General features: G+C 49.8%; 17 protein-coding genes. 13 read left to right on the top strand and 4 right to left on the bottom strand.

The window, feature by feature from the left end; translation table 11 throughout:
- Positions 1 to 93 precede the first annotated feature (93 nt).
- The 8 genes from ACE3MZ_RS22015 (at position 94) to ACE3MZ_RS21980 (ending at position 13,127) form a co-directional block, all read left to right on the top strand.
- Entirely contained in the window at positions 94 to 1,323 is a 1,230-nt protein-coding gene (locus ACE3MZ_RS22015; protein WP_411344220.1) for an MFS transporter, read from the top strand.
- A gap of 347 nt (positions 1,324 to 1,670) precedes the next feature.
- Complete coding sequence (locus ACE3MZ_RS22010; RefSeq protein ID WP_411344219.1) at positions 1,671 to 3,956, top strand: helix-turn-helix domain-containing protein; 2,286 nt, start codon at positions 1,671 to 1,673, stop codon at positions 3,954 to 3,956.
- Between the two features lie 507 nt (positions 3,957 to 4,463).
- Positions 4,464 to 6,041 carry an extracellular solute-binding protein gene (locus ACE3MZ_RS22005; protein WP_411346885.1) on the top strand — a complete coding sequence of 526 codons (1,578 nt, stop codon included), beginning with the start codon at positions 4,464 to 4,466 and terminating at the stop codon, positions 6,039 to 6,041.
- Between the two features lie 423 nt (positions 6,042 to 6,464).
- Entirely contained in the window at positions 6,465 to 8,081 is a 1,617-nt protein-coding gene (locus tag ACE3MZ_RS22000) for an extracellular solute-binding protein (RefSeq protein ID WP_411344218.1), read from the top strand.
- A 407-nt stretch (positions 8,082 to 8,488) separates the two neighbouring features.
- Complete coding sequence (locus tag ACE3MZ_RS21995; RefSeq protein WP_411346884.1) at positions 8,489 to 9,340, top strand: ABC transporter permease; 852 nt, start codon at positions 8,489 to 8,491, stop codon at positions 9,338 to 9,340.
- Positions 9,340 to 10,260 carry a carbohydrate ABC transporter permease gene (locus ACE3MZ_RS21990; RefSeq protein ID WP_411344217.1) on the top strand — a complete coding sequence of 307 codons (921 nt, stop codon included), beginning with the start codon at positions 9,340 to 9,342 and terminating at the stop codon, positions 10,258 to 10,260. Before ACE3MZ_RS21995 ends, ACE3MZ_RS21990 begins: the two co-directional genes overlap by 1 nt.
- A 98-nt stretch (positions 10,261 to 10,358) precedes the next feature.
- A complete protein-coding gene (locus ACE3MZ_RS21985) occupies positions 10,359 to 11,330 on the top strand; it encodes a sugar phosphate isomerase/epimerase family protein (RefSeq protein WP_411344216.1) in 972 nt (323 codons plus the stop codon).
- 3 nt (positions 11,331 to 11,333) lie between these two features.
- Positions 11,334 to 13,127: a hypothetical protein gene (locus tag ACE3MZ_RS21980; RefSeq protein WP_411344215.1), complete on the top strand. Its 1,794-nt coding sequence runs from the start codon at positions 11,334 to 11,336 to the stop codon at positions 13,125 to 13,127.
- A 363-nt stretch (positions 13,128 to 13,490) separates the two neighbouring features.
- Here the strand turns inward: ACE3MZ_RS21980 and ACE3MZ_RS21975 are convergent, their stop codons facing one another.
- The gene (locus tag ACE3MZ_RS21975) at positions 13,491 to 14,159 is read right to left on the bottom strand and encodes an MOSC domain-containing protein (RefSeq protein WP_411344214.1); all 669 of its coding nucleotides are present in this window, start codon (positions 14,157 to 14,159) and stop codon (positions 13,491 to 13,493) included.
- Between the two features lie 256 nt (positions 14,160 to 14,415).
- Here ACE3MZ_RS21975 and ACE3MZ_RS21970 point away from each other — a divergent pair, with 256 nt between their 5' ends.
- Entirely contained in the window at positions 14,416 to 16,329 is a 1,914-nt protein-coding gene (locus tag ACE3MZ_RS21970) for a TPM domain-containing protein (RefSeq protein WP_411344213.1), read from the top strand.
- A gap of 245 nt (positions 16,330 to 16,574) precedes the next feature.
- Here the strand turns inward: ACE3MZ_RS21970 and ACE3MZ_RS21965 are convergent, their stop codons facing one another.
- From ACE3MZ_RS21965 to ACE3MZ_RS21955, 3 genes are all read right to left on the bottom strand, one after another.
- Complete coding sequence (locus ACE3MZ_RS21965) at positions 16,575 to 16,805, bottom strand: hypothetical protein (RefSeq protein ID WP_411344212.1); 231 nt, start codon at positions 16,803 to 16,805, stop codon at positions 16,575 to 16,577.
- Between the two features lie 187 nt (positions 16,806 to 16,992).
- Positions 16,993 to 17,850 (bottom strand): HNH endonuclease, encoded by an 858-nt coding sequence (locus tag ACE3MZ_RS21960; RefSeq protein WP_411344211.1) that lies wholly within the window; start codon positions 17,848 to 17,850, stop codon positions 16,993 to 16,995.
- A gap of 58 nt (positions 17,851 to 17,908) precedes the next feature.
- A complete protein-coding gene (locus tag ACE3MZ_RS21955) occupies positions 17,909 to 18,397 on the bottom strand; it encodes a hypothetical protein (protein WP_411344210.1) in 489 nt (162 codons plus the stop codon).
- Between the two features lie 207 nt (positions 18,398 to 18,604).
- Here ACE3MZ_RS21955 and ACE3MZ_RS21950 point away from each other — a divergent pair, with 207 nt between their 5' ends.
- The 4 genes from ACE3MZ_RS21950 to ACE3MZ_RS21935 all read left to right on the top strand — a co-directional run bounded on the left by ACE3MZ_RS21950 (position 18,605) and on the right by ACE3MZ_RS21935 (position 23,998).
- Positions 18,605 to 19,885, top strand: coding sequence for an ABC transporter substrate-binding protein (locus ACE3MZ_RS21950; protein ID WP_411346883.1), 1,281 nt, complete (start codon positions 18,605 to 18,607; stop codon positions 19,883 to 19,885).
- A gap of 156 nt (positions 19,886 to 20,041) precedes the next feature.
- Positions 20,042 to 20,926, top strand: a complete 885-nt coding sequence (locus tag ACE3MZ_RS21945) for a carbohydrate ABC transporter permease (RefSeq protein ID WP_411344209.1) — start codon at positions 20,042 to 20,044, stop codon at positions 20,924 to 20,926.
- A gap of 59 nt (positions 20,927 to 20,985) precedes the next feature.
- Entirely contained in the window at positions 20,986 to 21,804 is an 819-nt protein-coding gene (locus ACE3MZ_RS21940; RefSeq protein WP_411346882.1) for a carbohydrate ABC transporter permease, read from the top strand.
- 436 nt (positions 21,805 to 22,240) lie between these two features.
- Positions 22,241 to 23,998, top strand: a complete 1,758-nt coding sequence (locus tag ACE3MZ_RS21935) for a DUF4127 family protein (RefSeq protein WP_411344208.1) — start codon at positions 22,241 to 22,243, stop codon at positions 23,996 to 23,998.
- Positions 23,999 to 24,010 lie beyond the last annotated feature (12 nt).

Raw genomic sequence — 24,010 nt, 5'->3', positions numbered from 1 at the left:
CAGATGAGAATCTAAAACAGACAGACTATAGAAAACAGACAAAAAGCCTGCCAATCAGAGCGGGCACTCCATTGGATAAAGGAGCAAATGGGAATGGGTTCGTTGTTTGGTGAGAAAGCGGGCGTGCGTAAGCAGGCTGCGGAGCGCCCGGAAGTAGATGCCGAGGCGCGGCAGACGCTGCTGCGTATTCGTGGGTTTTATTTGCTGGCGGGGTTGGCGGGTGGCATGTTCAATCCGTATCTGTCATCTATGTTGGTGCATGGCGGAATGGGCAGTGCGCAGGTTGGGCTGCTGATGTCGATTGGAACGTTGATCTCGATTCTGATTCAACCCGTATGGGGCATGCTGGTTGACCGATTTCAACAAATGCGGTTGGTGCTGATGCTTAGTGTTGCAGTGCCAGCGGTATTGTCGGTCTTTTACCAGAGTCCGTATTTTCTAGTGTTGACGGTTATATATACGTTATCGATGGTGTTTGCGGCAACACAGGCACCGATGTCAGATTCATATGCGCTGGTCGCGGCGCAAAAGGCGCATACGACGTATGGAGCGATTCGTTTTCTGGGCAGTCTTGGCACGGCGGCGGGAAGTTATCTGGGCGGGCTGTATATTAGTCGGTTGGATGTGTCGTTGATCTGGGTTCCATTTCTCGTGTTCAATCTGTTGGCGGCGGCGCTGACGTTCTGGCTGCCGCGCCGTTCGGATGAGAGTCGAGTGTTATCGCAATCGCTATCGGCGGGCATTCGGACACTGCTGGGCAATAGGATGTTTCTCTGCTTTCTCGGTGGCTGTTTGCTGGTGAATCAGACGCTGACGGCGTTCAACTCGTACTTTGTACTGTCATTTCAAGAGGCGGGCGGTACGCTGGAAATGGCGGGTGTTGGACTGTTCATCGCATCAGCAGCGAATATTCCGGCGATGCTGATCGCGGCGCGTGTCATTCGGCGCTTCGGGCATGAGCGTATGCTGTTGGTTGCGGCATTTGCGTATATTTTGCGCTGGGGCATTCAATATCTGTTTCCGGTTCCGTGGGTCATGATAGCGGTGCAATTGCTGCATGGCTTGTCGTTTGGATTCTTTTACATCTCTGCGGTGGAATATGTATCCCGTATCGCCGCCAAACATATGCAGGCGACCGGTCAGAGTATTTTTAATATGGTATTTGTCGGTCTCGCAGGTATTGCGGGCAATCTATTGAACGGGTATTTGCTGCAAACAGGCGGTGCAGCGATGATGAATCTGTCATGCGTGATCAGCGCCGTGTTGGGCGCGGTATTGCTCGGCTATGTGGCGCTGCGCAGTCGTTACTCCATTTCCACGTAAAACAGGCATCTTCTGGAGTTCTCCCTCTCTGCATACATGAGAAATTTGTCGATTTAAAAATATAATCCCTTTATCCCCTCTACAGTCCACGCAGAAAAGTGTAAAATAAAAGTCAGTGTAAGCAATTTACGGAAGTTAGGTATATGAACATCTAGTATGCAAAAAGGATAAAATCAGAGAAATCCTTACATCATATTACCTGAATATCACCTGACGAAGCTGGAATTGGGCGAAATAGAACAATCAGAACGTAAGATGATGATCTCCTATGTTATAAAAAAGCACGGCGAAGAGCATGGCGGGAATGTGCAGCGGGATAGATCATGTGTACGGGAGGGGGAAGCCCATTGCTGTCAAAAAACTGGTATCGTCGTCTTCTTTTATCGTATTTTCCAATTTTTCTGCTAACGATCTCGATGCTGATCTTTCTGTCGTTTATTGTCATTAATGAGATTTCGCGGCAGGAAACGGCGCGGGCGGATCGTATCTCCACCAGTTATATGATGGATACGATGGATCGGTCGGTGCAGGGAATTGAGATGGATGTGCTGCGCGATGTAGAGACGTCGACAGCGTATGATGAATTTCTGGCGGATCGTGATTCTGGCGATACAGCAGTAACCTACCAGACGGTCGAGCGTCTGCGTCAATTGATGGACAATAACGATCTGCTGGAATCGATCTACATTTATCGGGATGCCGACCAGAGTGTGCTGACTGTGCAAGGGTTACAGCCGCTAAGTGGATTCCGAGATGAGCCATTCGTCAAACAGGCGCTGACCGAACCGGAGCAGCAGGGCTGGTCGGCGATGCGTTCCTTTGCCGAGATGGGCAGCGATCCAAGTCGGCAGGTGATTAGTATGCACAAGCGATTGCCGCTGCCATTTGGCGATCAGGGGATGATTGTGATCAATGTGAGCGTGTACGGAATGCAGCAGCTGGCGGCGTCGATGGTTAATCCGCAAGTGTCGTTTCTGAATATTACCGATGCAGCCGGACAGCAGGTGTATCCACCCGCGCTGACCGAGCAGGATGAAGCAGAGCAGGACGAGCCGCTGACTCAGCTGCATTCTGATCGGTTGAACTGGAATCTGGATAGCGGGCTGCGTGCAGGTCAATTGTTTGCGTGGGTATCGGTCATCTCCTACATCTGGGTGCTGATTGGCGTGCTCGTCGTAGCGGTGTCGATCGCTTATATCATTTACATTACTCGCAAAAATTACAAGCCGATTCAGGTGATGATGAAGCGGATTGAATCGCTGCAATTATCAGGCACCGAAACCGCACGCAAGGACGAAATGGCGCTGATCGACGAAGCGCTGGAGAGCCTGATGAAGCAAACGGTCGATTATGAGCGCCAGCATCATGAGAATCTGCTCATTCGCCGCCGTCGGCTGTTCATGAACTGGATTGAAGGCGAGCCGCCGGAGCAATTGCAGCAGGAGCTGGAGCAGCTGCGTATTTTCCCCGATCTGCACGGACGACCGGAGCAGGCGGATGAATTGAAGTACGCCTTTATCGTCGCTGAGATTCAGGATTATGATGCGTTTCGGGAAAAGGGCAGTACGCAGGAGCACAATACGCTCAAGCTGGCGCTGACCAATGTGTTTCAGGAATTGGCGCAGCAGGATGGCGTCTCCGGCTGGTGCGAATGGATCAGCGTGCGCCGTGCAGGTATTATTATTGCTGGTACAGGCGATGAACGCCGCTGGATGCGACTGCTGTTCTCGCTATCGGCCGGTAGTCGCGAGTGGGTGGAGCATAATCTGCATTTGACGATGAGCTTTGGCACTGGCATTACGGTGCGTCAATCTGCCGATCTACATCTCGCTTACGAAACGGCGGTAGAATCAATGAAATATTCGATGACGCTTGGACGTGACGGGGTAGTGATGTACAGCGATCTGCCGGAAGGTGGAGAGCCGGACAGCTATCGGTACTTGCAGGCGATCTCGGATTGGATCAAGGAGTATCGGCTGCGTCAACCGGAGTGGCGGGAACGACTCAAGCAGCTGCTTGATCGGTTTGAAGAAGATATTTTAAAAGATGACAGCATTCGTTCCCTGGTATTATCGCTACTACAAATACTCGGTCGTGAGCTAGAAGGCATGTCTGAACCGCTAGATCGCCTATTATCCGGCGAGCAGGCAGATTGGGTAATGGAAGCAATCGCAGAAGCGGAGACGGTGGAGGAGATTCATGCATCGCTGCTGCAATATTTGGAGCAGGTGGCGCAGATGTATGAGCAGGCAGGCGATTCTACGAATCATCGCGCCCTGATTGGCGAGATGAAGGCGTATATGGAAGAGAACTTTGCGAATCCAGATTTGTCACTCAATCATCTGAGCGAACGCTTCCATGTCACGCCCAAGTATGTGAGTCATCTGTTCAAGGCAGAGCTGGATGTCAAATTCATCGATCTGCTTGTGCAGCTGCGGTTACAACGCGCGGAAGAATTATTATCCTCAACCGACGATACGATTCAGAATATTGCGACTCAGGTCGGCTATGCGAACTCGATTACATTTGGCAGGGTGTTCAAGCGTATTATCGGCGTGACGCCGGGCGATTATCGCAAGCTGAAAATGAAGCCCGGCAGTTCCTTGCTGCCGCCGAGCGAACAGCGGAAGTAGGTACGAATCATATCGCAAGTCTAGCGAATAGAATTTGGCGTATGGAAGATACAGCTGCAATGTCGACACTTGTTGAACAGGTGTATGAGATGCAGAGAAATGTTCTTGCAAGGCGAAGATAAGCACTGATTTTCATGATGAAAATGAGCAGTCCGAGGTCGGGCTGCTTTTTCTCTTTTTGCCAGAAAGAGGGACGGGATTACTCGCCAAGCCAGTAGTAGCAAGGGGTCTCAAGGAATCGGAAAATCGTTTATACGGCGAATTCAGTGCAAGAAAGCAGATGACATGTCGATCACCTTACAATGTAAGCGTTTACTTAAAAGTTTATGGATGGAATCAAGTTTATTGAGCATTTCAAAAGCAAAATGCCATAATTGGGACATCCCTAAATTGAATCATTCTTACCCGCAAGCATCGAATGCGGTACATACACGGCACAGGGGACATAAGCTGACAAAGGGGTTGAGTAAATTGAAAGCGTATTCAAAAAGAAAGTTGTTCAAGCGTATGTCCGGTTTGATGATGGCAACAGCACTTGCAGGTACAACGCTGCTAGCAGGCTGTTCTAGCTCTGGCAGTGATGCAGGGGCTACAACGGCAGACGGCAAATCCGTCTTGAAGGTGGAAGTGTTTGACCGCGGCAATTCGCCCGCCGGGGCTACGATTAATAGCAACTATTTGACCAAGCTTGTCAATGAACGCTTCGGCGCCAGCAACAATATTGAGGTACAGTATGTACCGATTCCCCGCTCTGAAGAATTGCAAAAGCTGAACGTACTGATGGCGAGCGGCGGCGACGTGCCAGATATCGTATTCACCTATGATCAGGGTACATTCAATCGGTACGCTGAACAAGGCGGACTGACCGATGTAACCGATCTGCTCAATCAGTATGGTCCTGATCTCAAGAAATTCCTCGGTGACGATACACTCGCTTATGGACAACTGGAAGGTAAACAGTTCGCGATTCCAGGGAAACGATCCGTACTTGGGAAATACGCTTCTTATATTCGTCAGGACTGGTTAGATAAGTTGAATCTGCCAACTCCGCAGACGACAGATGAATTGTATACGACGCTGAAGGCGTTCAAGGACAAAGACCCCGGTGGTGTTGGCGCAAGTGTGATTCCATTCGGTATGACGATTGCTCCCGCACAGTATGAGCCGCTGCTCTGGTCTTTCATTCAACAGCCACTGACAGACGAGCAAAAATATACCCTGCTACAAAAGCTTGGCTCTCGTGATTATCCGGTACTGCTACCCGGCTTCAAAGAAGGCTTGCAATACATGAACAAGCTATATAACGAAGGGCTGATTAGTAAGGATTTTAGTCTGGACGAGGACAAAAAGCAGCTTGGGCAGGATGTGCAAAATGGGAAAGTGGGCTTCTTTACTGAAGACGCAGGTAACCCTTACTATGCAGGCGGCATGTATGAGAACTTGCAAACCAATGAGAAAAATGCCGTTCTCACACCAACAGATGTGTTTACCAACAACGAAGGCAAACATATCAAACCGGAATACGCGTCCAACGGTCTGTATATTATGATCCCGAAATCCAGTACCAAATCGGTCGAAGCAATCAAATACCTAAACTGGATGGCATCTGACAAAAACTTGTTTGATATGCAAAATGGTGTAGAGGGCGAGAATTATACACTGCAAGACGGCATTCCAGTTGTTAAACCTGATGCGACGGATGAAGCGCTGAACCGTCTGTACAACTATGGAGACATGGCAATTATCGCCAATGGCAAAATCGTCGGCACCGAAGAACAAAATAACGAAGCCTATATTAAACAAATGCCAGAAAAATATCAGAAGGATATGGCGAAATCGGTTGAAATCTCTAATACCGATACGTTCCCACCGGTCAATTTCAGTGTACCGATTGAAGCGGAAGCTAAATATGGAAGCGCTTTGCAGGACAAATTCGATCAATTGATCGTCAAAACAACAATGGTATCGCCAGATCAATTCGACGCCACCTATGAATCACTGTTAAAAGATTATATGAGCAGCGGTGGTCAAGCAATTCTGGATGAGCGCACCAAAGTGTATCAAGAAGGCAACATCGCTAAATAATAGAACAGATTATGCAACTGCCAGTTGGGAATCGGTAGAAGCTATCGTGTAACCACTTCCTCAATATAATAGGAAAACACGATTGGCTTCACCTGATGATCCATACCATTCATTTCTTCAACTCCATGTGGTCCGTTCAAAACCGTTCTACATCAAAACAAAGCTTGTAACAGAGTTCATAATGAAAATATTACTTGAATATAACATTTTAAGTTATTATATTTTCATTACTAAAAATCCTTGATGTATAAGGATTTAACCGCCTCTGTTTATCTCCTGAAACAAGTTTATTGAGTGATTTCATGATCTGATGCCATAATTGGGGCATCCCGAAAATGATAAATGGCAGGAAAGTTAACAAAAATAAAAGAATCTGCTGACACCAATACGTTAGGGAGAAAAGTGAACAAAGGGGTTGGGGAGATGAAATGGTATTCACGCAAAGGTTGGGTTAAAGCAGTATCCGGTACGATGATGGCGACGGTATTGGCAGGTACAGCGATATTAGCAGGCTGTTCTAGCTCAAGTAGCGAAGCGGGAGCAACGACCGCAGATGGCAAATCCGTACTGAAAGTGGAAGTGTTCGACCGTGGCAACTCGCCAGCAGGCTCTACGATTAGTAACAACTATCTGACCAAGCTTGTTAACGAACGCTTCGGCGGTAAGAATAACATCGAAGTTCAATACGTCCCTGTCCCACGTTCCGAAGAATTGCAAAAGCTGAATGTCCTGATGGCAAGCGGCGGCGATGTACCAGATATCGTATTTACGTATGATCAAGGGACATTTAACCGATACGCCGAACAGGGCGGTCTGACCGACCTGACCGATTTGCTGAATCAATACGGTCCCAATCTGAAAACATTCCTAGGCGACGATACGCTCTCCTACGGGCAAATTGAAGGCAAACAATATGCCATTCCGGGCAAGCGTTCCGTGCTTGGCAAATACGCTTCTTATATTCGTCAGGACTGGCTGGATGCACTGAAGCTACCAGTTCCGCAAACGACAGACGAGCTGTACACCACACTGAAAGCATTCAAAGATCAAGACCCCGGCAAAGTCGGCACCAGTCTGATTCCATTCGGCATGACGATTGCACCTGCACAGTATGAGCCGCTGCTCTGGTCGTTTATTCAACAACCACTCACCGATGAGCAAAAATACACCCTCACCCAAAAGCTCGGTTCCAGCGATTATCCGACGCTGTTGCCCGGCTTCAAGGACGGCTTGAAGTATATGAACAAGCTGTACAACGAAGGGCTGATCAGCAAGGACTTCGGTCTGGATGAGGACAAAAAGCAACTCTGGCAAGATGTGCAAAACGGCAAAGTTGGCTTCTACACGGAGGATGCGGGCGAGTTGTATTTTAGCTATAACGGCACTTACAAAAACCTGCAAACGAACGTCAAAGACGCCGCACTGACGCCAACGGACGTGTTTACGAACAATGAAGGCAAGCATGCCAAACCGGAATATGCATCCAACGGTCTGTATATTATGATTCCGAAATCGAGCAGCAAAGCGGTGGAAGCGATCAAATATCTCGACTGGATGGCATCCGACAAAAATCTGTTTGATATGCAAAATGGCGTGGAAGGCGAAAACTACACGCTCAAGGACGGCATCCCGGTAGCGAAGGAAGATGCGTCCGAAGAAGCGCTGAACCGCCTGTACAACTACGGCGATATGGCAATTATCGCGAACGGCAAAATCGTCGGTACCGAAGAACAGAACAACGACGCCTACATTATGCAGGTGCCGGAAGAATATCAAGCCGATATGCGCAAATCGGTCGACATCTCTAACACCGATACGATTGCACCGGTGAACTTCAACAAACCAATTGAAGCCGAAGCCAAATACGGCAGTGCCCTGCAAGACAAATATGCACAGCTGATCGTCAAAGCGACAATGGCGCCGGAAGCTCAGTTTGACACGACCTACGATTCACTCGTCAAAGATTATATGAGCAGCGGCGGTCAAGCGATTCTGGACGAACGTACCAAAGTATTCCAGGAAGGCGGCGCAACGAAGTAAACCGGCGCTGAAGATGATCTTCGATTGCAGGTGCGATGCAGGTAATATCGAACGATTGCGGTGAGGTATACGCAGCAACCGCTCTGAATTCCCTATCTATCGCATCTGCCAATCGAAGAAGCATTACTCCCTTCTTTATCTAATGGACGACCTTGTATTGGCAGCTGTACTGCCGACTTCGAGACATAGCCTTGGTATTACAAGCTTGCTTATCTAGGATTATCTAAGGGCTTGTCCAGTATGAAGTCGGCAGCATCAGCTGTATTCCGATACATGTCTGCAATCACTCTGTCTGGCGTAAGTCACACCGAGCAATACCGATATGCGATTCTATCCACCGAAAGGGGAGTACGACAGTGAAAACGTCCACTTACCTCCGCAGATACTGGCAGCTGTATTTCCTGCTCATGCTGCCGCTTGCCTACTTTGCCGTCTTCAAATATGGACCGATGTATGGCGTACAGATTGCATTTAAGGATTTTAACTTCTTTCAAGGGATTAACGGCAGTGAATGGATTGGCTGGGATGCCTTCCGTGAAGTGTTTCAAAATCAGGACTTTTACCGTACCCTTCGCAATACATTGATGTTGAACATTCTGGACCTGATCGTTTCGTTCCCGGCACCGCTCATTCTGGCGATTATGCTGTATGAAGTGAAGGCGGTGTGGTTCAAGAAACTGTCGCAGACCATTCTCTATATTCCGCATTTTATCTCTTGGGTCATTATCGGGGGAATCGTATATCAAGTGTTTGGTACGCAATCCGGCTTTATTAACAATCTGTGGGTATCGTTCGGATTTCAACCAGTTCCGTTTTTGACCGATCCGCATTACTGGCTCATTACGTACTTGCTGACTGGCGTATGGCAAAGTGCAGGCTGGGGCACCATTCTGTATCTGGCAGCATTGACTGGCATTAACAAGGAATTGTACGAAGCCGCCGAGGTGGATGGCGCAGGACGAATGAAGCGCATCTGGCATATTACGCTGCCGGGTCTGCGTCCGACGATCATCACGCTGTTGATTATCAATCTGGGCAATATGGTGACGATCGGATTTGAACGTCCATTTGTCATCGGTAATGTGGCTGTACAGGAATATTCGGATGTACTCAGTACGTTCGTATACCGGATCGGTTTGGAATCCGGTCAGTACACGCTGGCAACGGTAGTCGGTTTGTTCCAGGCAGTGGTCGGACTGATCTTCGTACTAGGTGCGAACCTCGCAGCCAAGAAAACGACCGGGGAGGGGATTTTATAATGGCAGAAGCAGCTCGCGTTAACGAAACGGATCGCATCAAGATCAAACCAACGATCAGTCGTAGTGATCGCATATTTGATATTGTGAATGTGACGTTGCTGGCAATCTCGGTACTGATCTGTATTTTCCCGTTTATTCACGTTCTGGCAATCTCGTTCAGCTCGGCGCGTCCGATCATGTCCGGTGAAGTTACACTATTTCCCAAAGAGTTTACGATTGAAGCCTATACCAAAGTATTCGGCGATCCGTCGATGATTCGCTCGCTCGGCTTTACGGTGCTGCTAACCGTTGTGTTCACGCTCATGTGTATGGCAATGACGATTGCAGCCGCTTTTCCACTCGCTAAATCGAATCTGAAAGGTCGCGGCTTCTTTATGGTCGTGATCATCATTACGATGTTTTTCAGCGGCGGGATTATTCCAGAATACATTCTGGTGCGCAATCTGCATCTGCTGGATACGATGTGGGCACTTATTTTGCCGGGACTCATTAGCCCGTTTTATCTGATCATTATGATCTCCTTTTTCAAAGGCATTCCTGACAGTCTGGAAGAAGCGGCGGAGATTGATGGCAGCAGTCATTTCCTGACGCTGGTGCGTATCATTTTGCCACTGTCGCTGCCGGTGCTGGCAACACTGAGTCTGTTCTATGCGGTCGGTCGCTGGAATGGCTTCATGGATACGCTGATGTATATTAATAGCCCTGAGCTGTATCCGCTGCAATTGAAGTTGTATCAGCTCATTCAGAACAATATGGCGACCGAACTGATGCGCAATGAGGTCGTGGGTGCCGCGCAGATGATGCCGGAAAGTCTCAAAGCGGCAAGCGTAATCTTTGCAACGGTGCCGATTCTAATCGTGTATCCGTGGCTGCAACGCTTCTTCGTGAGCGGCGTTATGCTGGGCGCGGTCAAAGGATAACGAGGAGCAAACGGTGCGGCTTTCCCTGTGGAGGCCGCATCTGCTGCTTTTATTAGTGAATCCGAATTCAAACTACAGAGAGAAAGAAGGCGTGACGCATGCATTCATCCAAAGGCGAATATTCCTTTTCCACCTGCTGGAACATCAAGCGTTATCCCCATGACGGAGCAGGCATGATCCGCGAGATTAGCGAGCTAGGCTTCCAGTATGTAGAGCTGAATTATAACGTGACGACAGAGATGCTGAAGACGATTGAACCGCTGATTGAAAAAGGAGAGATGGGCGTATCGAGCGTACATAATACGTTCCCGCATACACCTGACCCAGACTATGGCACCGATTCGGTGCTGCTCGGATTTGACGATGAGGACAAGCGCAAGCGTGCAGTGGAGCTGCTGGTCGGTTCAGCGGAATACGCGCATCGCTATGGAGCAAAAGCGGTCGTGGTGCATCCAGGCGAGGTGCCGTTTTCCTACAACATCGACGAGGAACTGAAAGGCATCTATCACGAGCAGGGAAAGGATTCGCCAGCGTATCAGAAGCTGTGGAACGAGATGCTGGAGCGGCGCGAGCGTCTGTCTGAGCATTATTTGCAGCGTATTCAGCATAGTCTGGAAGAAGTATGCGAGATTACGATGTCACGCGGCTACGATATTGCCTTTGGTATCGAAACGCGGTCACGTTGTTATCAGATGCCAACATTGACCGAAGCGAAGAAAGTCCGCGAACGTATGAAAGGTGCGCCCGTCTATCTCTGGTACGATATCGGTCATGGCATGATGATGGATCGGATGGGGCTGTATCATAACGCCGAAGAAGCAAACGCGATGAAGGACGATATTATTGGGGTACATATCCACGAAACGCTCGGTCTATCCGATCACTGGTGTCCCTATGTGCATAGCAAGGATATGGAATATTTTGACCGCTTTCTGGATATTATTCAGCAGGCACCGATCAAAGTATACGAGCTGAAAGCCGCCTGTCAGCCAGACGAGATTCATACTAGCCACCGCTTGCTAACCGACAAAATTCAGCAGCGGCAAGCAAGTCTGGCGAAGGGAGTCTAATGCATGGATATCCTGCAAAAGCTGATCCATGTAAACGAAGCTTGGGTGGAACGCGGATTGCAAGGTCAGGTGATGGACGAGCAGAGCCGGTACTATGGCGGTGTGATTGACCCTGCGAATGGTATCGCTTGGCCAAATCATCATGCTGGTACGCCGGTCTGGATGTCGGTCTGGACGGCGGCGCTAGTGCAGCCGGAGTCGGTATATTATCGCAATACGCTGGTGCTGGAGCGGCTGGAGCTGGCAGCGGCATATATGCTGCGTGTGCAGCATGAGGACGGTTCGATCTCGCCGGGGTGGACGAATTTTCATTCGCCACCAGATACCGCGTTTGTCATTGTGGGATATGCACAGCTATATTTGCTGTTATCGCGCGAAAATTGGGCAGCTGCCGAGCCGACACTTGGTAAAATGAATCAGTTTTTGGAGCGTAGTATGCCAGTGATGCTGACTGGCGGCTGTCATACACCGAATCATCGCTGGGTGATCAGTGCGGCGCTTGGATTTTTGCATGAAATCTTCGGGGATGAACGCTTGCGGAAGCGGGCGCAGATGTGGCTGGCGGAAGGATTGGATGCGACACCGGACGGTGAGTGGACAGAGCGCAGCAACGGCATTTATAACGCGGTGAGTGATGTGATGCTGATTCATGCGTCGCGGCTGCTGCATATGCCGGAGTTATTGGAGCCTGTGCGTCGTAATCTGGAGATGATGATGTATCTTATTCATCCGTCCGGTGAAGTTGTGACCGATTATTCGGGACGGCAGGATTTTGGGCAGACATTTACGATGGACAGTTATTTGCTGTCGTATGTGATGATGGCAGAGATGGATCACAATGCGCAGTTCGCCGCGATGGCGCAATTGGCGGCAGCGGCATTTCACGAACCGTCCAGCTGTGCAAACAATCCATTGATCGGGATGCTGCTGTATCCGGGGAGTGGGCAGTCGGTACAACCGGGTGAGCTGCCACGTCATTATCGGCGGATGATCAACGGAACATTTGACCGACAGGCATATCTCGATCAGGCGGATGCTCACGAATATCGGGCGATTCAGTATAGCCGTCCGCATCTCGACTTTGGCGCGCCGGTGCTGCGGATGCGACACGGCAATACAAGTCTGACGATGATGACCGAAACGTCGTCATTGCTGGCGCTGCGGCATGGGGATGTACGATTGTTAGGCGTGCAGCTGGCATCGTATTTTAACCCGGGGTTTGTACCGATGCAGACGCTGGTTGAAACGGAAAGTGGATACAGGATGACGGCGCTCTATCACAAAGGCTACCGCTCACCGATCCCGGCGCCATATTTGCCAGAGCATACAGGGATACATGGGGAAAGCAGCCCATGGTATATATTGCCTCATGCGCAGCGCGAAAGCACGCATACGCAAGCGTATCGTGTGGAGGTGGAAACGGTAGAGCAGGTGAATGGGTTGGATCTGTATATTCGGTGCAGCGAACCAGCGGAAGTGATGACCCAGCTGTCGTTTATTTTTGGCAATGAATCGCAGATGATTGCGGAGGATGGACAGTTACGCGAGGTGTCGGAAGGCGTAGAATTGTGGCAAACTGGCATGGTGCGGATACAGCATGGCGACGACTGGATGGAGCTAACAGGTGGAGCGTATGAGCATTGGGCAACAGCGGTGCGCGAAGCGAGCTATCCGTCGAATTGCCGCACATTGCTAGTGAATCTGATGACGCCATTTGAGCACAAGATCAGTCTGCGCTTGTCTCCTTGTGCGCAGGCAGAGCGAGAGCAGCAGATGTTACAGCAATTCGGGGAATAAATTTGTACAATCGATGTCCTTGAATATTGATTGTAAGCGATCGCCGTGTATGTCCGCCGATCTTATCATTTCCAGCCTGTGGTGTATCCAGCACCGCAGGCTTTCTTTATGAGTAGAATAATCGAATCCGACAGGGAATGAAACCGATATACATACATTTTATCGCAAAAACGTTATTGCTATGGACGATAGTCAATTCTGACAAATGTACAAGTACAGTCATTGACGTGAAGCTTCTATCGATCTCCCCATCATATCGCCTCTCCTCGCAATTCTGCGATCATATAAGCACCGCTGACTCGCCGTTCGAAGTTCTACGACCATACGAGTCCATCTTTACGATCCACCGCTTGCATAATGATCTTACACCTTGTCTATCAGGCGTTTGCTCAGATGTTTGCGCAAGGAAGCCGCGAGCGCCGGTTCTTCCAGTACGCTACGTAATGCAGGCGTATCGCCCTTCTCGTGATACAGCAGGCGGTTACACTCCGCAATCGTTGTCCCATGACCCTCGCGCCGATTCCATTGGAACGTATCTCCAGCTGTCACCTCGCCAGATTGTAACACTCGGAAATAAAAGCCGGAATATCCCGTTTCCCGTACACGAACGATCATCTGCTGACGTTCCAGATGTGCGGATAGCTTGAAACATGGCTGGCGCGGCTGACTCACCTGTACGATCGCCGTACCAATCGTATATACGTCACCGATGCATACATCTTCTTCCAGTAACCCACTCACCGTAAAATTCTCACCAAATGCGCCCGCTTCAAAAGGACGATTCATTTCCTGACTCCACCATGGGTAATGCTGAGCAGAGTAAACGCAGGCAGCTTTATCCGGTCCGCCATGATTTTTCAAATCTCCTTGTCCGTCTGTTTCAATACCGTTCTCACTCATAAATAGAGGCTTATGAACCGGCGTTTTGACATAACCGGTGTAGACAGATTTGCCATTCCATTCGATATGTACCGGCATACCAGTATTCAGCGATAGCAATCTTGCTTCCGTTGTATGTGTGGATGTATTCATCGTTATACCTCGTTTCTGTAAAAGATCAGGGAGACAGTAGAACGTTGCGCGTTCATCTCTCATTTCGCAACAGCAGAACCCCCAAATTAGCATTTCCGGTCGATTTTGCACAATATTCTTCAAATTACTGCCTGTTATTGTTAATTTCTGCTTTCTTTTCTGCCGATAATTGTATCATAATACGTTGTACAGATGATGATATTACGGCATACTGTAAAGGATTATAGCTCCGCACCTTGGAATAAAGGGGAACAGGATGAAAACGATATTCATATGGCGGTGGCAATGGTTATTGATCATAGGGCTGCTGATGCTGAGCAACAGTTTGCTGCCAATGATGACCTATGCTTCCGAAAGTGGCGGTTATCGTAACGGTCATGTTACCGATTACACTGGCATGTTTACGGAAAAAGATACGGCACGGATCAATCAGGCTTTGACCGGTCATCATTATACATTGCAGGTTATGACTGTGAACGGTTACACCCAGACCGAGGGCAGTCGTTTTGCCAATGAAGTATACGACGAAGAAGGGATGGGCGGCGACCAGTTGCTGCTGCTGATTACCCGTAATCCGAACTATGTCCATCTCGTTTTTCAAAATGAAGAACTGGCGGAACGCATCGCTGCCAGCAATGCACGGACGGTGGAAGGGGTCACCGATACCCAGTTTGTTCCGTATGCCAAAAACGGTGATATCGCTGGTGGTGTCATTGCGGTCAGTCAGTATTTGAACGGATTGCGAGATACGTCCAGTGGCGAGAATGGTGCTGGAAATGATGGCACTGCCACAGCAACTGATCAGGCGGAATCTCGCTTCAACGCTAGTACGCTGCGTCAATTGATGCTGGGTATTGCTACCGTGCTGTTATTGTCAGCGGGCATTGTGCTGCTTTTGTTTACGCTACGGACGCGCAAGCTGCGCAAACGCCGCTCCCTGCTGCGGCAGCGGTTGAATAAACTGGATACCGTGCTGCACGAACTGCTGGATTCCGAGCTGTTTACTTTGCTGGAACGAGAACGAGTCAGCCGGGATCAGTCGCTATTGCTAGAGCAAATTCAGCGCGACGGTGAGCAGCAGCTACAACACGTCCAGCAATGGCGCCAAGTATTGCAATCGCTCTCTATGTCCATCTGGTCGCTAACAGGTACAGGACGCGAGCTGAATCGCTTGGAAAATGAACTCTCCTCTTGGGCAACCGAACCGGAGCAGCTTCAGCAGCGCTTTGAGATGATTGCCGGAGTTACGCGTCCGTTGCTATCATCGACGACCGCCACGTTAGCGGAATCGCATTCGCTGCACTCCATCGATCATGTAACCGCTGAATTGCATGAGCTGGTCGAGCGCGAGAAATTGAATGTTCGTGCCGAGAATCCCTTTTTACTGCTGGAGCAAGCACGAATGGAAGAGCGACAATGGCGCGAGTTGCAAGTACGCGGCGATCAGACCCGTGCGCTGGCTCTAAGGCAACATGTGGATCAGTTAATGAAGGATAGCCGCCAGCTGGTGAGCGAATTGATCCGTTTTCGGGATGAAGCGGTGCATACTGCTGATGAAACGACCCGGATTTTGGAGGAATATGAGCTGTTGCCGGAATGGTATGAGCGCGAGTTGCAGCAGTTGAGTGGAGTGTATGCTGAGGTGCATATGACGAGACAGCAGCAGCGCTATGAGCAGATGCAGCAATTGCTGGAACAGGCGGCTTCGTTGTTGCCGCAGATTACCTCTGCCTTGGATCATGATCTCCCTTCCTATCGTCAGGCGTACGAATACAGTCTGCGCATACGGGAATTGTTTGATCGCGTACATACTTTGCGTCTGGAGCTGACTGGATATTTGGATGAATTGGATTTGCGCAAAAAGCTGGATATGGAGCGCTGGGAGGCAATCAGCGGACAACATCGCGATGCAGCTCGCCAGTTAACAGATATGCAGACAGAGAGCGATATCCGATTGGCTGTTTCTGCGCAGGAGGGTAGTTTTGAAGCGCAAGAAGAAGCACGTCGCTACCTGATGGAGACACCGCTGGATTTGTCCGCTGTCGAGCATGCGCTGGATGAGGCGGAGGAGCGACTGAATGAATTTTTGCGGCAACTGGATCTGCTGCGTCATCATGAGTCGGAATTCACAGGCGAACCGATGTTGCCGCGCAATCGTGGACGCGAATAAGCGAAAAATATCCGTGCTAGCGAAGAATATTCGGACCAGTGAAGAAGATCTGTTCCAGTACAGATACAAGATGGATGAGACACGCATAATATAGACGCATAACAAAGCAACCTGTCCTGCCGGATCAACGGCGGACAGGCTGCTTTTTGATGTGTGACTGTATGGTTGAAGATACATAGATTTATATTGTCAGTATGTGATAGGCACTACAATTACATGTGCAATCGCCATAGCATGCAGCTCTGTTAAGGCTTCTCAGCTTCCGAACGGACAGATTTCCAGCGCCAGATCATTTCGCCCAGCAAATATCCGCACAGCAAAAACAAAGGCACGGTTCGGGACACTTCATTCCAGATTCCGTGCAGCGTCAAAACAAAGGTATGATCCATATAATGCATCGCCATTACCCCTAGTGAAGTTAGCCCACCATAACCGAGCACGCCTTCACACCAGATAAATTGATATTTGTTCATCATGACCTCCAACGCCCTGCATAGGATGCTTTTATCATATAGCATGAAGAAAGCGGCTTCAATAGAAAAAACCGGAATTTGCCTACGAATTTCCATAAGCTGGATGTCATCCGGTCATACATCTGTGCTATATGCACACTATCAGATCAGCGCTCCGTTGTGATATTGGGAATAATGTTGTTCATAACGCTCAGGATGAACTACCTTCGTGCACGCCGTCAGGCGAATCGACTGGTTGGATAAAATGATGCAGATCATGATCTGCCTTCGTCTGATTGCACAGATTACAGGCGCATACGCAGTTTAGCGGTGTTGTATGCCCACCGCGTGCGCGTGGCAACAGATGGTCAATCGTATCGCCAGAACCGCCGCAGAAATAGCATGTATACCGATCTCGTTCCAAAATATATTTACGAAACGAACGGTTGCTGTACAGACGACGAATCGTATGGCGGTTGACTACAACAGCGGCATATTCGCGTACTAACGTTGCCGCTGTCTCCAGATCGGTTTCCTGATGCCAGCGGCGACCTTTGTCCGTGCGTCCACGCATATGCACAATGCCGCGCCGGGTCGGACGAAGCACAGCAAGATCCAGCCCGTGTCCGCGAATGTCCTTATGCTCAATGGATGGCAGACTGCGTACAGGACGAGCGGTTACGATAGAGACGGCTGGAATCGTGACATGATTCTCTTGCGTATGTGTCGGCGAATGAACGGTATTCGTCAACGTCATTTCAGGTGCAGGATGATGCGGTGCAGGCAGCGGTGGCTTCTGCTCTTGCTTGACAGACCCGGATTCTACGATCAATCCATCCTGAGCGGCGGCTTTCAATTGTTTACGGCAGTCGCGGCACGTGCCGCGCCGACTGGAACGTCCCGATTTGCGTCCGGTTCGTTTCAAATAGTGCGAGAGCGGATACATGCCGCCACAACGGGAACAGGTTTTACTGTCCGCCGTTTGCTGTACGACAGCGGTGGAATGCGCTTCCGTTACTGGCGGCTCGCCCTGAGCCGCTGTCGATGATTCCTGGTGTATATGCTGCATCGTTCTCACCTGTTTCATTTTAAAATGCCTTGCGAATGATTATGCATGCCATCGCACATTATAGCGGCAGCAGATCCTGACGTTTGGCAATCGGCTCGCAGTCCTTGCAGACACCAACTAGCCCGCCCTCATCGGTCGCATAAAAAGTCAGCCGATGCACTTCTTTTTTGCAGTAGGAGCATTTTTGCAGTCTTGGTTTGACCGGAACGTCGCCAGATTTGGACAACGGCAGCGGTCGAACGGTGGCAGGTACTGCTTTTTTGTGCAGCTCTGCTACATTTTCTTTTTTCAAAATCGGTTCTGGCTGGGAATTGTTGCGCTTTATTTCTTTGCCTTTTCCGTTGCGGCGCTGGCGGAAGGAGGCGAGATGTACGACATTCGGTGCGTCGTGATGTGGGTCGGTATTGGAATCGTGATCCACACGCGGACGCGGTGTATTGTTATTCGGCAGTCTGCGCTGACCGGAAGCAAGCATAAGCGCAATCCAGACCAGTACGAACAAAACGGCAATCATTCCGACTGCCAACAAAATCCATGCGGTTTGCATCTAACTCACCTTCTTTGCTGATAATTAATCAGAGTTGCTGTTTATCGGTGTATAGGATTCCCTTTTAATTCCTGCTCATCCCTTTTTTGTTACATTCTAATTTGATATAATGCGAGACGAAGGCGAAAAAATTCTCACTTCATGCTACATAGGATGTAGAGTACGGAAACGGTGGAGCAGAAGAAGCCGGATGATACCAAGAAAGGAATGAAGCCTGTGAATAAAAAAGTCAGACGATTAGCGGTGCTGTGTCTGCTGGCTGCATTATTGTCTTCTGTGCTCAGTTCGTGCGGATCGGATGCCGGGAGTAATAAAGAAGAAGATGGACGGATAACGATTAAATTCTGGACGATTGCCCTGCAACCGACATTCAACGATTATTTTAATAACCTGATATCAGAATACCAAAAAAACCACCCCGGCGTCACGGTCGAATGGAGTGATTATCCATACGATGCCATCTCTAATAAGTTATTAACCGGAATTGCGAGTGGCAACGTACCGGATGTGGTGAATCTGAATACTGAATTTGCCAATCAGATGGCGTCTAAGGGCGCACTGGCGGATCTAACGCCGTATTTGAGCGATACCGAAAGGTCTTCGTATTTTGACGGCATCTTCAATTCCACGGTGCTGGACAACAAGCCGTATGCGCTGCCGTGGTATACCGGTACGGAAGTGCTGTATATGAATACCCGGCTGGTGAAGCAGGCGGGACTCGATCCTGCCAATCCGCCCAAGACGCGGGATGAGCTGAACGAATGGTCGCGTCAGATCAAAGCCAAAACCGGTGCTAGCGGGTATGCGCTGACCTTTGCCGCGCGTCTATTCCCGGTGGAAGGCATCTCCATTCTGAATGACGACAAAACGGCTGCCGCCTTCAATACACCTGCTGCGCTCGATATGATCCGCAATATGCAGCAGTTGATTCAGGAAGGCGTACTGGTCGGCGAGGATTCCAATTTTGACAAGCAAATTCAGTACTTCTCCAGCGAGCAGACGGCGTTCGAGATCGCCGGACCGACCTTTATCAACTTTATTAAAACGGCTGCGCCGGATGTGTACAAAAACACCATCGCCGTGCCGCTGCCGACAGGCAAAGCCGATGTGCGTCTGTCCAATACGATGAATCTGGTCGTGCCTGCCAAATCGGGCGCACCGCAGCAGGCAGCGGAATTTGCCAAATTCCTGACTGACGCGCAAAACCAGACATCCTTCTCCAAAGCGGCCAATACGCTGCCAAGCACGAAGGAATCGATCAAAGATGCGTACTTTACGCAGAACGATAATACGTTAGAATCGCAGGCGAAAGTCGCTTCCGCCGAAAGTCTGGACAAGGCGGTCGATTATATGGTCGGTGTGCCAAATGCCAGCGATATCAACTCTGCGATTGCTGTGCAATTGCAGGAGATTTTCCTGAACGGCAAAGACCCACAGCAGGGACTGACTACCGCCGAACAGGAAGTAAACCAAATTCTGAAGCAGTAATTCCAGTACGCCCGATTGCGAACGTGTAGGATTCGCATCGGGCGCATCTCAAATCGGACGCCATCTAGTGGCGTACACCTTGTCGCGACGATACCCAGTCAACAGTCACCTCTATAAATGAGAACGTACCTGACCCTTCAAAGGCGGTGAACGAGCATGATGAGATGGATGAAAACCGAGACGTTTGCCGCGTGGGCCTTCATGGCTCCCGGTCTGCTGATTGTAGCCGTATTCGTGCTATGGCCGATTGTATACGGTATTCCGCTGTCCCTGACCGATTATTCGGTCATTGGAGAAACCCACTATGTCGGCGTGGACAATTATGTTACTGCCGTACATGACAAAAGCTTTTTGACTTCACTCTGGAATTCGCTCGTATATGTACTGATCGTACCGTGCATCCAGATCCTGTCTATCCTGATGGCGATATTGGTCAATACTCGCCTGCCGCTGATCAAGGCATTTCGCGCCGCCTACTACATTCCGGTCGTCACCTCGATGGTGGCGGTTGCGCTCATGTGGAGCTGGCTGTTCAGCAGCAACGGGGTAATCAACTATATCCTGATGCAGCTCGGTCTGATTCAGGAGCAAATCGGCTGGCTATCCACAAGCAGTACCGCACTGTATGCGCTCATGTTCATCACGATGTGGAAAGGGCTTGGCTATTACATGGTGCTGTACCTCGCCGGGTTGCAAGGGATTCCGTCAGAGCTGTATGAAGCGGCGATGATCGACGGAGCGGGGCGCTGGCAACGAATTTTGCGGATTACGATTCCGTTGCTGCGTCCGCATATTTTATTTTGTACGCTGATCTCGCTGATGGGTGCCATTCGGGTATTTGACGAGATGTTCGTACTGACGAATGGCGGACCGGGCAATGCGACACTAACGTCCAGTCTATACATTTACCAGAAGGGTCTGGAGCAGTTCAACTTCGGTTATGCGTCCGCGCTCGGTCTGATCGTCAGCGTCATCGTTGGTGCGCTCAGTATCTTTGTGTTCCGTCTGAACCGGAGAGGCGGTGTACAGACGTACTCATGAACAATGCGATGGAGCATTCCCGTAACCATGCCGTATCATCTGGTGTGACGGCGCGCCGGATGAAAAAGATGCTGAATTATACGCTTACCTATCTACTGCTACTGCTGTTGGCGCTGTTTATGACTGGCCCGTTTCTATGGCTACTCAGCGTGTCGCTGATGCCGGGGCGCAATGTGTTTGCGAATCCGCCAGCGATCTTGCCGACGTTTATTGACTTCGCCAACTATGCGCAGGTATGGAACTATATGAATTTCCCGCGTTACATTATGAATACGGTGATCATTACCGTGATCGGGGTTGTCTGCAATATTGTGCTGTCGTGTATGACGGCGTATCCGCTGGCGCTGTTCCGTTTTCGCGGCAGAGATACCGTGTTTGCGATTCTGATTGCGACGATGATCATTCCGTCGGCGACCGCGATGATTGTGCATTATTTGACAATCCAATGGCTGCATCTAGGCAATACGTATCTTGGCGTCGTACTGCCTGCGGCGGTATCGGTATTTAATATTTTTCTCATGAGACAGACATTTCTCGGCATTCCGTCCGAGATTCGCGATTCTGGTAAAATGGACGGCGCTTCTGAGCTGCGCATCTGGTGGCAGCTCGTCTTGCCGCTGGTGAAGCCGGGCATCGCGGTTATTATGCTGCTGGAAGTAATGGCGTTCTGGAACAATTTCCTCTGGCCCATCGTCGTACTGGACGACCCGGAGAAATATCCACTCGCCGCGGCACTTACGTATTTGAATGGACAGTTTTCGTATAACTTTGGCTGGATTGCAGCAGGCACGATCATATCGGTCATCCCGATCATCGTCGTGTTCCTGTTCACCCAGCGTTATTATATGGAAGGTCTGGCAGGAGCGGTAAAGGGATAGGCGATTCGCCTGTCCCTTTCTTTCGTACTGTGTGATTTATCTGTAATGTAGCTGAAAATGTATGCGGAGATGTACAGATATCGCTTTTTATAAAGAGAAGATGGCGAGTATGCAATCTTTTTTTTTATGTTGGTTGTACCAATGCCTTTTATTTTTACATATACAGTAAGGGACGAGATGCTGCTTTGTTTTGAGGGACAAAGAGAGGCAGGTGTTCTCAATTAACGTTTGCTAAATAAGCAAAATATGGGGCTGGATTTTACTTTTGCGCCGTAATATGTTTGGATGGGAATACAGATGTTTTTAACTATGGGTAAATTTGTATGAATGTAGTGACCGTCTAACATCCATGTACGTTCGTTCGTGGACAGTATGCCTAGCGATCATCGACTGCTGTCTGCGGACACTACATACGTCCAAAGGAGTCTGCATAATCATGAATACAACCATTGGTACAAAAGGACAGATCGTTATCATGCCGCTGGACGAGCGACCGTGCAATTTTCATTTTCCGTATCGGCTTGCTCGCTCAACGGATTACGAGCCGCTGCGTCCGCCGATTGAATGGATGGGGCAGAAAAAGCAACCTGCCGATACATCCCGGCTATGGACATGGACGGAAATGGAAACGAGACAAGCCAGCGGAGCGGTATTGTCGCTTGATACGCTGTTATATGGCGGCATCGTTCCTTCCCGACTGCATGAATGGAGCAGTGAAGAGATTGCCGAACGCTTGCGGTATCTACGTACATTAAAAGAAAACAACCCGCAGCTAATCATCTACGCATTTCAACTGATCATGCGTTGTCCGCAATATTCGTCGTCAGATGAGGAGCCGGACTATTATGCTGACTGGGGACGCGAGATTTTCCGCAAAGGGTATCTGGAGCATCTGTCAGAAGTACAATCGCTGACGACAGAGGAGCAGGCGGAGCTGGATGACATCAATAGCCGTCTGCCGCAGGAGGTACTGGACGACTATCTGGGTCGCCGCGCGATTAACCGGGAAGCCAATCGACTGGCGTTGGAATATGTGGCGGACGGCACGATTGATTTTCTGATTTTCCCGCAGGACGATTCAGCGCCATATGGTTATACTGCTCGCGATCAGCAGCTTGTGCGAGCAGGCATTCGGGAGCGGCAATTAGGGACAAGAGTGTACATGTATCCCGGGGCAGACGAGGTCGGATGTACACTGGTCGCACGCATGGTTAATACGCTTAACAATGCTGTACCGCTGATCTATCCACGATTTGGCTCAGTAGAAGGGCCACATATCATCCCAGCGTACGAAGACCGGCGGTTATACGAAACGTTAAAATACCAGATTATCGCTGCCGGTGGCATCGTTGCTGACAGTTCAGCAGAAGCGGATATCGTGCTGCTGGTGAATACACCGGGCGAGAAAATGGGCGAAGCCGTCAATCAGGGCGCGCCGTCTGCCAACTATGATACCGAGCGTACCGTGGTGGAGCTGGTCGAGTATGCCGCATATTTGCTAAGCAAGCATGATCGCAAGCAGGAAGCGGCATATCGTGCCACCTACCTTGCAGCGGAAGAAGCGCCGCAGATAGAGAACGATGCTTCATTTGCTAATGACATAGCAGATGAACTGGCAAATGGAAGGAAGATTCATGCCCGCGATGAAATGGATGCGGCAGATGCGACTTCTTACGAATCGCATTCGCTCCCTCAGCATACTGCTCCTGCGACAGATCGCCGTCCACCGCAACGCCCGGTCGTTGCAATCGCGGATATTGCATATGCCAACGGTGGAGATCTGGAATTGTTAGATCTGTTACGGCAAAAAGGAATATTGTACCGTCTCGCTGGATATGCAGGCTGGAATACAAGCTCCAATACGCTCGGCACCGTTATTGCGCAGTCGATGCTGTACGCACAATATGGAGATAGTCGTCGCCATGACCATTTTCTGGCGCTGCGGTATGTGGAGGACTTCGGATATGATTCGGTTGTGCGCAAAGCGCTCAGCAATGGTCCGATTCAGGAACTCGGATTGGATAAATTCCGGCTAGATGGACCGCGCGGACTTGTCTCCGAGATGGTGCGTACTGGATTAGAGCAATTTATCGCCCGCTATCTCACCCAAGAAGGGCATACGATCGAGATTCGCGACTGTTATATGCCGTGGAACCGTATGTTTGAGGTTGGATTATCTGTCCGTCTACAATGAACGTTGTCTTTT

Origin of the sequence: Paenibacillus sp. WLX1005, assembly GCF_046603685.1 — a bacterium.
GTDB lineage: Bacteria > Bacillota > Bacilli > Paenibacillales > Paenibacillaceae > Saccharibacillus.
This window is presented reverse-complemented; position numbering and strand designations above follow the sequence as displayed.